12 protein-coding genes are annotated in these 11824 nt (G+C 72.3%); all 12 read right to left on the bottom strand.

Annotation, left to right across the window (positions count from 1 at the left end; genetic code table 11):
• Positions 1 to 16: 16 nt before the first annotated feature.
• The 12 genes from ACWGH4_RS20730 to ACWGH4_RS20785 all read right to left on the bottom strand — a co-directional run bounded on the left by ACWGH4_RS20730 (position 17) and on the right by ACWGH4_RS20785 (position 11774).
• A complete protein-coding gene (locus ACWGH4_RS20730; RefSeq protein ID WP_453462884.1) occupies positions 17 to 1036 on the bottom strand; it encodes a glycoside hydrolase family 6 protein in 1020 nt (339 codons plus the stop codon).
• 174 nt (positions 1037 to 1210) lie between these two features.
• A complete protein-coding gene (locus ACWGH4_RS20735; RefSeq protein ID WP_453462887.1) occupies positions 1211 to 1897 on the bottom strand; it encodes a class F sortase in 687 nt (228 codons plus the stop codon).
• Positions 1898 to 1899: 2 nt separating this feature from the next.
• Complete coding sequence (locus ACWGH4_RS20740) at positions 1900 to 2562, bottom strand: hypothetical protein (RefSeq protein WP_453462889.1); 663 nt, start codon at positions 2560 to 2562, stop codon at positions 1900 to 1902.
• A gap of 93 nt (positions 2563 to 2655) precedes the next feature.
• On the bottom strand, positions 2656 to 3435 hold the full coding sequence (locus ACWGH4_RS20745; protein WP_159691710.1) for an HAD-IIA family hydrolase: 780 nt from the start codon (positions 3433 to 3435) through the stop codon (positions 2656 to 2658).
• Positions 3436 to 3509: 74 nt separating this feature from the next.
• Positions 3510 to 5054 (bottom strand): alkaline phosphatase family protein, encoded by a 1545-nt coding sequence (locus tag ACWGH4_RS20750; protein ID WP_453462892.1) that lies wholly within the window; start codon positions 5052 to 5054, stop codon positions 3510 to 3512.
• Positions 5055 to 5193: 139 nt separating this feature from the next.
• A complete protein-coding gene (locus tag ACWGH4_RS20755; protein WP_453462895.1) occupies positions 5194 to 6252 on the bottom strand; it encodes a 2-aminoethylphosphonate ABC transporter substrate-binding protein in 1059 nt (352 codons plus the stop codon).
• 14 nt (positions 6253 to 6266) lie between these two features.
• A complete protein-coding gene (locus tag ACWGH4_RS20760; protein WP_453462898.1) occupies positions 6267 to 7064 on the bottom strand; it encodes an ABC transporter permease in 798 nt (265 codons plus the stop codon).
• The gene (locus tag ACWGH4_RS20765) at positions 7051 to 7989 is read right to left on the bottom strand and encodes a 2-aminoethylphosphonate ABC transporter permease subunit (RefSeq protein ID WP_453462900.1); all 939 of its coding nucleotides are present in this window, start codon (positions 7987 to 7989) and stop codon (positions 7051 to 7053) included. The genes ACWGH4_RS20760 and ACWGH4_RS20765 overlap by 14 nt, the downstream gene beginning before the upstream one ends.
• Positions 7982 to 9061: an ABC transporter ATP-binding protein gene (locus ACWGH4_RS20770; protein ID WP_453462902.1), complete on the bottom strand. Its 1080-nt coding sequence runs from the start codon at positions 9059 to 9061 to the stop codon at positions 7982 to 7984. Before ACWGH4_RS20770 ends, ACWGH4_RS20765 begins: the two co-directional genes overlap by 8 nt.
• Entirely contained in the window at positions 9058 to 9747 is a 690-nt protein-coding gene (locus ACWGH4_RS20775; RefSeq protein WP_453462905.1) for a phosphonatase-like hydrolase, read from the bottom strand. The genes ACWGH4_RS20770 and ACWGH4_RS20775 overlap by 4 nt, the downstream gene beginning before the upstream one ends.
• On the bottom strand, positions 9744 to 10856 hold the full coding sequence (locus tag ACWGH4_RS20780; RefSeq protein ID WP_453462907.1) for a TIGR03364 family FAD-dependent oxidoreductase: 1113 nt from the start codon (positions 10854 to 10856) through the stop codon (positions 9744 to 9746). The genes ACWGH4_RS20775 and ACWGH4_RS20780 overlap by 4 nt, the downstream gene beginning before the upstream one ends.
• A gap of 144 nt (positions 10857 to 11000) precedes the next feature.
• Positions 11001 to 11774 carry a GntR family transcriptional regulator gene (locus ACWGH4_RS20785; RefSeq protein ID WP_453462910.1) on the bottom strand — a complete coding sequence of 258 codons (774 nt, stop codon included), beginning with the start codon at positions 11772 to 11774 and terminating at the stop codon, positions 11001 to 11003.
• Positions 11775 to 11824 lie beyond the last annotated feature (50 nt).

Below are 11824 nucleotides of genomic sequence, written 5' to 3' on the forward strand. Positions count from 1 at the left end.
GGGCCCTCCCGTATCTCTATTTGGTGTTCCGGGCCAGATCGAGCGCGTACTCGGGCCACCAGTCGCCCGCCTTGGGGCCGCCCTTGCAGTCGCCGTCGGACTCGCCGGGCCGCTTGACCCACAGATAGGCGTCGACGAGGGGGTCGCCGGTCTTGGTCGTCGGCGGCTCACCCAGCGCACGACCGGGCGGATTGCACCAGTTCTCCGCCGGATCGCCCTCCGTGTAGGGGCCGTTGCCGTTGCGGCTGGTGTCGATGACGAAGTGCTTCCCGCCGAACTTCTCCGAGAGCTTCTTGCCGAACTGCTTGCTGGCGTCGGTCGGGTAGAAGTTGGAGACGTTCACCGCGAAACCGTCGGCCTGCTCCACACCGGCCCGCTTCAGCGGCTCGTACAGCGCGTCCGGGTTGGACCAGCCCGCGTTGCCGGCGTCCAGGTACACCTTCGCCCCCGGCTGCCGCTTCAGCCTTTCCACGGCTCCCTTGAGCAGGTCGTACCGCTCCTCGTGGAACTCCTGCGGGGTGCAGCTGTCCACCAGGTGCAGCACCGCGTCCGGCTCGAGGATCACCGTGGCCCGCCGGTCGCCGATGCCCTTGGCGACGCTGTCGACCCATGCCCGGTAGGCGTTCCCGTCGGCGGCGCCGCCCTTGGAGAACTGGCCGCAGTCGCGGTGCGGGATGTTGTAGAGGACGAGCACGGCGTCCCGGTCGGCCTTCGCGGCCGCCTCTGTGATGCCCTCGGCCTCCGCCTCCGGATCGTCCGGGCCGATCCATTCGCCGGCCGGCTGCGCCGCGATCTTCCTGATCAGTTCGGCGTTCTCGGTCTCGCCGTTCTCACGGTAGGCGGCGACCTGCCGGGCCGCCTTGCCGTCCGGGTTGACCCAGAACGGGTCGTCGCCCTTGGGCTGCTGGCTGACGACCGGCCGGTCGTCCTTGCCGCCGTCGCCGTCGGAGGAACAGCCCGCCGTCAGCAGCACCGCTCCCGCGGCGGCCAGGCACGCGCCCGTCCGGGCACCCAGGCCGACCAAACTGCGGTACATCCACTCCCCCTTGGTGCACAGTGCGTACGGTCCGGTCCCGTGGGTCCCCCCGGACAGGACCGGTCGATCCATCCTGGCACACACGGGGCGGCGCTCCTCAGGTCCGCCCGCTCTCGTCGGCATACCGTGACGAGCGCCCGCCACGCGCCGCCGGCCGCGTGCCAGAGCGGTCCGTCAGGCCGCGGAGACGCCCGTCAGATACGCGTACACGACGACGTTCGCCGTGTAGGTGCCGGCCGCACGGTCGAAGGTCCCGCCGCAGGTGATGAGACGCAGTTCGGCACGGCCCTCCTGGCGCGGGCCGTAGACCTTCTGCGGGTCGAACCGGTCGCGGGAGAAGACCTTGACGTCGTCGATGGTGAACTCCGCGACGGAACCGTCGGCCCGGGTCACCTCGATCCTCTCGCCCGGCCGGGCGGCGCTCAGCCCGTAGAACACGGCGGGCTTCGTCTCCGTGTCGACGTGTCCGACGAGCAGCGCGGCGCCGGGCTCCCCGGGCTCGGTGCCGTCGCCGTACCAGCCCACGGTCTGCGGCGTCTCCAACGGGGGCGGGTCGACCGCTCCGGCGGCGTCGAGGCCGCGCGGCACGACGGGCGCGGCGATGCCGACGGCGGGAACGGACACCCGCCGGGGTTCCGCGGCGTCGATCGGCCGGTGCGGGGCGGGCATCGGGATGCCGGGCGGGCGGCCCACCGCGGCGATGTCGCCGGTGGTCGGCGCGGAGCTGCCGAGGTGCGCGCCCGGGGCCTCGCTCCCCCACAGCCACAGTCCGAGGAACAGCACCGCCCAGGCCACTCCGGTGACGAGCCGGCCGTTGCCGGGGGTGGGGGACGAGGGCGCGGGACGGTCGGCGCCGGACATGACTAGTCGGCGCCCGTCCGCCGGCGGCGGCGGGCGCTGCGCAGGGCCACGGCGACGGCGGCCACACCCGCGAGAGCGAGGCCGATGACGGTCTGCGGGGTGCTCGGCCCGGCGTCCTCCGCGTCGACGGTCGAGACCGGGGCGGCGAGCACGGCGGCGCCGCCGCCACCCGCCCGTACGGGGGCGACGGGTGATTCGTGGGGCGGTGGCGCGCCGGGGGACGGGCGGTCCGGCGGTTCCTCGTACCCGGGGGTGTGCGACGGTCTCGGCTCCGACGGCTGCGACGGCCGCGCCGGGTGGGACGGCCGGTGCGGGTGGCGCTCGACCTGGACGCTGCCCGCGTCCCGGTGGTCGCGGAGGTCGCAGGTGACCCGCAGGGCGTAGGTGCCGGGCTCGGCGTCGGCTCTCACCTTCGCCCTGCCGGTCAGCCAGCCGTGCCCGCCCTTCGCCGACAGTTCGGCGTCGCCGACGAAGGCGTGGGACCGGGCGGCGCCGGATCTGTCCCGGCAGCCCACGACGCGGATCTCGACCTCGCCGCCTGGCCGGGTGGCGGCGGGGTTCACCGTGGCCTTCACGGAGTTGCCGGCGAATGCGGCGGTCGCGGGCGCCATGACCAGCACGGCGGCCACCCCTGCCACACGGAAAGCTATGGAACCAGTACGCATCGTGAACCTCCTGATACCGCCAGAGTCACGCGTCTGGGTCGTTTCCGCATCCGCAGGACCGGCCGCCGCTCCCGGCCGACGTCGCTGACCTGCTCAGATACGGTCGACGAGGTCCGCGATCGAGTCGACGACCTTGGACGGCCGGAACGGGTAGCGGTCGACCAGAGCAGGCGTCGTGGAACCGGTGAGCACCAGGAAGGTCTCCATGCCGGCCTCGAGCCCGGCGAGCACGTCGGTGTCCATCCGGTCGCCGATCATCGCGCTGGTCTCGGAGTGCGCGCCGATGGCGTTCAGCCCGGTCCGCATCATCAGCGGGTTGGGCTTCCCCGCGAAGTACGGGTCCTTGCCGGTCGCCTTGGTGATCAGCGCGGCGACGGAGCCCGTCGCGGGGAGCGGCCCCTCCGCGGAGGGGCCGGTGTTGTCGGGGTTGGTGCAGATGAACCGGGCGCCGCCGTTGATCAGCCGGATCGCCTTGGTCAGCGACTCGAAGCTGTAGGTGCGGGTCTCACCGAGCACCACGTAGTCGGGGTCGTGGTCGGTGAGGATGTAGCCGATGTCGTGGAGCGCCGTGGTCAGCCCGGCCTCGCCGATGACGTAGGCGGTGCCGCCCGGCCGCTGGTCGTCGAGGAACTGCGCGGTGGCCAGCGCCGACGTCCAGATGTTCTCCACCGGCACGTCGAGACCCATACGGGCCAGGCGTGCGTGCAGGTCGCGGGCCGTGTAGATGGAGTTGTTGGTGAGAACCAGGAACGGCTTCCCGGTCTCCCGCAACTTCTTGATGAAGGCGTCGGCGCCGGGAATCGGGACGCCCTCGTGGATGAGGACACCGTCCATGTCGGTGAGCCAGGATTCGATCGGCTTGCGCTCTGCCATCAGACGGACTCCTGCCGTACGGATCGTGCGTGCTGGGGCGCCGCGACTGCGCTGTGGCGACGCCCCCAGCCTAATCAGGAAGTCCGGATCCGTACCCCGTCGATCACCCAGTACCAGTTGTTGGCGCCCGTGTAGTGGAAGCGGAAACTCACGCTGGAGGCGCCGGGAGGCACGTCCACGGCGAGCGACTGCGGCTGGGACAGGACATCGGCGGTGTAGCTCTTGACCAGCGTCGGCGTACCGCCGTTGAAGGAGGCGAGGACCCGTGCGGTCTGGCCGCCCTCGTGCCGGTAGAGCGTGGTGAAGGAGAGCGTCACCCTGCTCGCGCCGGAGACGTCGTAGGCGGGGCCGACCAGGGTCGAGTCGTACGTGCCGGAGAAGGACCTGTCCGCCCATTCGTCGGAGTCGGCGACCGCGAAGACGCCGCGGGAGCGGACGTTGAGCTCACGCGACTGGTCGCGTTGGGTCCGGGACCAGAACTCGTCGGTGGCGAAGGCCCAGCCGCGCCACTCGGTCGTGCCGCCGGTGCCCATCGCGTTGTTGACGACGGACCAGCCACTGGGCGGGGTGTGTGTGAAGCCGGTGGTCCCGGCCGGGATGCCCGTCTCGTCGACCCGTGTGGCAAGCGAGGAGTACAGCGAGTCGAAGGGGTCGGCCGAGCGCTCCTGGACCGGCTTGCCGTCCAGGGCCCAGGCCGGGTCGGGGGTGATGCCGAGCTGCTTGAAGACCGTCGCTGCGACGTCGACGAGCCGGGTGTCGACCGGGCGCGCCCCGGCGGCGATGCCCGGCCCCTGGGCGAGGACGAAGGTGCGGCGCTCCTCGATGGCGCTGCCGCCGTGACCGCCCGCGTCGAGGTGGCCGTGGTCGGTGGCGACGATGACGGTCCAGCGTTCCGTGGCGTACGAGGGGCGGGCCTTGACGGCGGCCCACAGCCGGCCGACGTAGCCGTCCTGGACGGCGATGGCGTCGAGGTACGCCCTGCTCGCGGCACCGGAGTTGTGGCCGACGATGTCGGTCTGGCCGAAGTAGACGAAGAGGACGTCCGGGTTCTGGTGGCGCAGGATCGATTCGGTCTCGGTGGCGATGGTGGCGTCGTGGCCGGTGTAGCCGTCGCGGTCGCCGTCCAGGACGAGCTTGGCGTCGGCGCCCGGGGTGACCGTGCCCTGCGTGTCCAGCGGCTTCCAGTCGACGGCGGCGTACGTCGACAGCTCGGGCCGCACCTGGGCGAGGCGGGCCAGGAAGCCCGGGTAGCGGCCGTAGTTCTTGCCGGTGAACGTGTTGTCCCTGACGCCGTGCTTGTCGGGCCAGACACCGGTCGAGATGGTCGACCAGCCGGGGCCGGAGGAGGTGGCGGCCATCGGTTGGGCGTACAGCAGGGACGTTCCGTATGTGCCGTTCGCCATCATCGCCTTGAGGTGCGGCGCGTCGGCGGCGTCGATGCGGTCGTGGCGCAGCCCGTCCATGCCGATGACGAGCACCTTGTCCTTGCTGGTGCCGTTCGGGAGGGTGGGTGCGGCCGCGTGGGCCGTGGCGGCGGCGAGTGTCGTGGTGGCCGCGGTCGCCGCGGTGGCGGCGCCGGCGGCGAGGACGGTGCGGCGGGAGATGCCGTTGATCGGCACGGGTTCCTCCGTCGAGAGGTCGGCGTTCGTCGGGAAGGTGGCACGCGCACGCCAACGCCCCTGCCAGGCAGGGGCGTTGGTCCGTACCCGTTATCTTTTCGCTATCTGGCGCGGGTCGCCAGAGCGATGCGGTGAACTCTCAGCCACCGGTCGCGGACTTCCAGGCGTCGATGTACGCGGGGAGGTTCTTGTCGATGGACTTCCAGTCCGGCTCGAACACGTCGACGCCCTCCATCAGCCGGGCCAGCGCGGTCGCGTTCGCGTCGACGGGCTCGACGTCCTTGCGGGCGGGGAAGCCGCCGCCGATCTCGCTGACCTGCTGCTGCGCCTTCCGGGCGAGCATGAAGTCGAGCAGCTTCTTGCCGTTGGCGGTGTGCGGGGCATCGGTGACGAGGCCGGCGGCGTAGGGCAGGGCGAAGGTGGTCGGCCTGCCGCTGTCCCCGGCCGGGAACCAGATGCCGAGGTTGGGCATGGACCTGGACTGCGCGAAGTTCATCTGGACGTCGCCGTTGGCGACGAGCAGTTCGCCCTTGTCGACCTTGGGCGCCAGCTTGGAGGTGGAGGAGGACGGGCCGACGTTGTTGGCCTGGAGCTTCTCCAGGTACTCCATGGCCGGCTCCTGGCCGCCGAAGTCGTGCATGGCCTTGATGACGACGGCGGTCCCGTCCCCGGCGACGCCGGGGGTGGAGTACTGGAGCCTGTTCCTGAACTTCCCGTCCAGCAGCTCCTGCCAGGTCTTCGGCGCCTCCTTCAGCTCCTTCTTGTTGTAGATGAAGGAGAAGTAGTTGTTGACGACGGAGGTCCACTTGCCGTCGCCGGACTTGTCGCCGTCGCCGACCTGGTCGGAGCCTTCGGGCTCGTACGCCTGGAGCAGCCCCTTCGAGTCGGCCTGCTGGATGAACGGCGGCAGGGTGACCAGGACGTCGGCCTGCGTGTTGCGCTTCTCGCGCAGGGCACGCTGGACCATCTCGCCGGAGCCGCCTTCGACGTATGCGACCCGGATGCCGGTCTCCTTCTCGAAGTCCTTGAACACCCGGTCGTACCAGCCGTCGCCGTTCTCGCCCTTGAGGCCGTCGGCGCTGTAGACGGTGACGGTCTTCTCGTCGGCGGCCGCGGAGCCGCCCTGGCAGGCGGTGAGGGCGGCGACGAGGGCGAGGCTGCCGGTGACGGCGGCGAGCGGGCGGAGGTTCTTGCGCATGACGTGTGCTTCTCCTAGCGGAAGGATGCCTTGGTACGGACGCGGGAGACGGCGAGCAGGACGAGCAGCGTGGCCGCCATCAGGACGACGGCGACGGCGGAGCCGGTGAACAGGGAGCCGCGGTCGGTGGCGGTGAAGACCAGCACCGGCAGGGGCAGCCAGTCCGGCGGGTAGAGCATCATCGTGGCGCTCAACTCGCCCATGGACAGGGCGAAGCAGAGCCCGGCGGCAGCGTTCAGGGACGGCAGCAGCAGCGGCAGGCGCACCCGCCACAGCACGTACCGGGGCGGGGCGCCGAGACTGGCCGCCGCCTGTTCGTACACGGGGTCGAGGCGCCGGATCGCCGCGGAGACCGACCGGTGGGCGAACGCGGTGACGAGTACGGTGTGCGCCAGGATCACGATCCAGCGGGTGCCGTTGAGGAGGATCGGCGGCTGCGAGAAGGCGACGAGGACGGCGAGGCCCACCACGACGGAGGGCACGGCGACGGGCAGCATGAACAGCGCGTCCACCGCCTTCCGCGCCGGCTCCTTGAGGGACGCGGCGGCGAGCGCCGCCCAGCTGCCGAGGAGCAGCGCGAGCAGGCTGGCGGTCACGGCGGTGACCAGGCTGGTGGTGAGCGCCTGGAGGGACTCGCCGCGCAGCGCGGACGCGTAGTGCTCCGCGGTCGGACCGGACGGGAAGGCTCCGGACCAGTTGGTGGCGAACGACGCCGCGACGACGACGAGCAGCGGCAGCGCGAACAGCGGCAGGAAGAGGACGAGGAAGAGCGCCCAGGCGGCCCACTTCCCCGTGCGGCTATGCACCAACACGGCGGCTGACCATTCGGTAGAGGCTGTAAAGACCCACGGAGAGCGCGACGTTGACGACGGCGACGACGCAGGCCGCCGCGTAGTCGGACTCGAGGATCGCCTTGCTGTAGACGAGCATCGGCAGGGTGGTTGTGCCCTTGGCCCCGGTGAACAGGACGATGCCGAACTCGTTGAGGCACATCACGAGCACGAGGGAGCCGCCGGCGGCGAGCGCGGGCAGCGCCTCGGGCAGGATCACCCGGCGCACGATCCGTGCCGGCCGCGCGCCCAGCGAGGAGGCGGCCTCCAGCTGCGCGGTGTCCAGTTGCGAGAACGCGGCGAGCAGCGGCCGCATCACGAAGGGCGTGAAGTACGTGATCTCCGCGAGGAGTACGCCCCACGGGGTGGTGAGGAACCGGAACGGCCCCTCCGCGGCCCCGGTCGCGTCGGTCCACATCCCGTTGGCCATGCCCACGGTGCCGTAGACGAACAGCAGGGCGAGGGTGATGAGGAACGAGGGGAAGGAGAGGAACACGTCGACGAACCGGGCCACCGCCCTGGCGCCGGGGAACGGCACGAAGGCGATGACGAGGGCGAGTACGAACCCGAGGACGAGACACCCGACAGTGGCTCCGACGGCGAGCCACACGGTGGTGACGAGCGCGTCCCGGAACGCCTCGGAGGCCAGCACGTCCGCGTAGGCCCCGGGCGCGAGACTTTCCCGGACGACGAGCGCGAGCGGGTACAGGAACACCAGGCCCAGCACGACGACCGGCGGCAGAACCCATACCCAGGCGGGCACGCCCGTACGACGCCGCCGTGGCGCCGGCGCGGGGCCGCCCCCGGTCCCGGCGCGTGCCGCCACGGGCGCGGCACCCCCCGCGGCTCCGGCGGGGGCGGGCGCCGCATGGGACGGCGTCCTCGCCGGCGAGGACGCGCTACGCATCGGACACCCCCGCCCCCAGCAGCACCGCGTCCTCCGGCGCGAAGTGCAGCGTCACCTCCGCGCCCAGCTCCGGCGGATCGCGCAGCTCGCGCAGGTCCGCCTTCACCCGATGGCCGGCCACGTCCACGTACAGCCGGTGGGTGGCGCCCCGCCACTGGACCTCCGAGAGCGTGCCCCGAAGGGCGTTCGGCCCCTCCCCCAGGCCCACCAGGTGCGGGCGTACGCACAGCGTCGCGTGGGCGCCCGGTGCGGCCCGGTCGGTGGCCACCGCGAGGGCCGTGCCCGCGAAGGACACCCCGCCCGCGACCACGCGGACCGGCAGCAGGTTCGCGTTGCCGACGAACGACGCCGTGAAGTGCGTCCGCGGCCTGCGGTACAGCTCCTGCGGCGTGCCGCAGTCCCGCAGCCGTGCCTGATCCATGACCGCGATCCGGTCGGCGAGGGTCAGGGCCTCGACCTGGTCGTGGGTGACGTAGAGGATCGAGACGTCCGGCAGTTCGCGGTGCAGGCGCGCCAGTTCCGCGAGCATCCCCGACCGCAGCTGCGCGTCGAGCGCGGACAGCGGCTCGTCGAGCAGCAGGACGTCCGGCCGGATCGCCAGCGCCCGCGCGATGGCGACGCGCTGCTGCTGCCCGCCGGACAGCTCACGGGGATGCCGCTCGGCGTACGCGGCCATGCCGGTGAGCTCCAGCGCCTCCGCGACCCGGCCGGGGATCTCCCGCTTGGGCGTCTTCCGGGCCTTCAGTCCGAAGGCCACGTTGTCCTTGACCCGCATGTGCGGGAAGAGCGCGTACTGCTGGACGACCATCCCGATGCCGCGCCGGTGCGGCGGCACGTCGGTGACGTCGCGGTCACCGATGAACACCCGCCCGGCGGCCGGCCGGACGAAGCCGGCGACGGCCCTCAGCGCGGTGGTCTTGCCGGAGCCGGAGGGGCCGAGCAGGGCCATGACCTCGCCGGGCTCGACGGTGAGGTCGAGGGCGTCGAGGACCGTGTTCCCGCCGTAGGCGACGGAGACGGAGTCGAAGCGGATGCCGGACCGGATGCGGACCGGGGCGGTGGTGCCGGTCATTCCGCGCGCTCCACCCGTGCGAGCAGTCCGGGCAGTTCGGCGACCGAGCCGATGACGTGCGTCGCGCCCGCGGCCCGCAGTGCCGGAGCGCCGTGCGCGCCGGTCAGCATGCCCGCGACGACACCGGCCCCGGCGCGCACGCCGCTGAGCATGTCGTACGAGGTGTCGCCCGCGACCACCGTCCGTCGCACGTCGTCCACGGCGCCCGTCCGCAGGAACGCGGCGAGCACCATGTCCGGGTGGGGGCGTCCCCGGCCGCCGGCGTCGGCCGGGCAGAGCGTGAGCGGGACGAGGTCCTGCCAGCCCAGTGCCGCGAGGATCGCGTCCTGGGTGACGCGGGCGAACCCGGTGGTCAGGACCACGGTCCGGCCCTGGCCCTGGAGCCGTGCGATCGCTTCGGCGGCGCCCGGCACGGGCGCGATGTGCCCGCCGTCGACGAGCTCGCCGTACGCATGCTCGAAGGCCGCGTTCGCCTGCTGTGCCCGCCTCTCGTCGCCGAGCAGATGGCGGAAGACGGAGATCTTGGACTCGCCCATCGTCGCCCTGACGTGGTCGATCATCGTGGCCGGGTCCTCGCCGAGGCGTTCCGCGGCCAGCCGGAAGGCCTTTTCGACGAGGCCGCCGTCGGCGACGGTCGTACCGGCCATGTCCAGTACGACGAGGTTCAGGGACGTCAACTTCCTCACCAGCCCAGTTCGTTCGCGGTGCGCTCGGCGATCGCCGGCGAACAGGTCATGCCGCGCCCGCCGGGCCCGGTCACCAGCCAGGCGCCGTCGCGGACCTGCTGCCGGTGGACGACACGGGCGGTGTCGGTGCACTGCGCGTACACACCGGCCCAGCGGCGGCGGATCCTCGGCAGCCGCCGTCCGAGGAAGCCCTCGACCACCTCGGTGAGGTGCTCGTACGGCTCCTCGACGGTGTCGAAGGCGAAGGGGTGCTCGTATTCGTGGGTGTCGCCGATGGTCAGGCCGCCGTCCCGGCGCTGCACCATCAGCAGCTGCATCCGGTGCTCGGAGGCGACCGGCGCCTGCGGCTGGGCGGCGTCGAGGGCCGCGGAGTCGTACGCCGGGTAGTAGCGGAAGCTGTCGGCGTCGGCGACGGAGGTGGTGAGCGGCTCGCCCAGCGGGTCGGTCTGCATCATCTGGAGGCGGACGCGCCGTACGGGCAGGTCCGGGACGAGTTCGCGGACGAGGCCGGAGAGTGCCGCGCCGGGGCACAGCACGACCGCGTCCCCGGTGTGCACATCGCCGTGGTCGTCGCGTACGCCGTGCTCGCCGACGAGGTCGCGGATCTCGCGTCCGCCGAGGAAGGTGTAGCGGCCGGAGGCCAGCAGCGCTTCCTTGAGGGCGAGTTGCGCGGTACGCGGCTCGACGGCGGCGTCCCGCTCGCAGTACAGCGCCGCCGTGAAAGCGCCGCGCAGTGCCGGATTGACCGCCCGGGCCTCCGCGGGCGTCAGCAGCTTATAGCCGCGGGCGGCGGCGTCCGTCCGGGCGACGGCCGCCTGAGCGACGGCCAGTTCGGCGTCCGTGCGGACGGGGGTGAGCGAGCCGTTGGCCCGGAAGCCGACGCCCGGTACCCGGCCGCCGATCTCCTCCCACAGCTCGCGGGCGCGCAGCGCGGTCTCCAGCTCCTCGCCGCCGGCCCGGCCGCTGACCCACACCTGCCCGAAGTTGCGCAGGCTCGCGCCCCTGGCCTCCTTCTCCCGTTCGATCTGTACGACCTCGTGGCCGCGTTCCACTGCGTGCCAGGCGTGCATGGTTCCCACCACGCCGGCTCCTACGACGATGACTCTCACGCCTCGAACGGTCGCGGTGGGCGGTGTCCTGCCCCGGTCCGTGCGGCGACGGGACGGTGAACGGGCACCCAAACTTGGACCAGACCCGTTATCTTCTCGTGACATTGAGGGACGGGGTGCCGGCCGCGCGCCCCGGCCGTCCGCTCAGTCCTCGCCGGCGCCCCGGTCCAGCCGCGTGGTGAAGCTGAAGCGGTCACCGCGGTAGAGGGTGCGCACACGCTCCAGCGGCTCACCGGCCGTGTCCCGCGAGACCCGGTGGAGCAGCAGCATCGGCAGCGCGGGCGGCGTGCCGATGAGCAGCGCCTCCCGGGGCGTGGCGAGGACGGTCTCGATCCGCTCGTCCGCGTCGCCGAAGGAGATCCCGAGCCGGTCGCGGAGGTAGGCGTAGAAGGACGAGTCGGGATCGAAGTCGGTGTCCAGGTCCGGCACCCGGGCCACGGCGACGTACGTGCTCTCGAGTCCCACCCGCTCGTCGTCGGCGAGCAGCACGCGCTCCATGTGCCACACCGGTTCTCCGCGCGGTACGCCGATCTCCGCGGCGAGCGCCGCGGAGCAGGGGAAGCGGTCCAGCGTGGTCAGGCGGCGGCCCGGCCTGCGCCCCTGCCTGCGGACGCCTTCGGTATAGCTGGCCAGGGACAGCGGCTGCTCCAGCTTGGGACCGGCGACCACCGTGCCGCGGCCCTGCCGGCGCAGCCGGCCCTCCAGCAGCAGCTCGCGCAGTGCCTGGCGGACGGTCTCACGGGAGACGTCGAAGCGCGGCGCGAGGTCGCGTTCGGGAGGCAGCCTGCCGCCTTCGCCGAGTTCGTCGATCAGCGCGGAGATACGGGCCTTGACCGCGTAGTACTTGGGGATGCGTCCGTGCTCCGGGATGCCGGAGCGGACGGGAGCGCCGGGTGCCTGGTCGTTCGGGTAGTCCACCGGTGGATGTTCCCAGGCCCGGGTGAACGTTCGGCGTCGGCCCGCCGCGC

It is taken from the genome of Streptomyces sp. NPDC054847 (assembly GCF_053610925.1).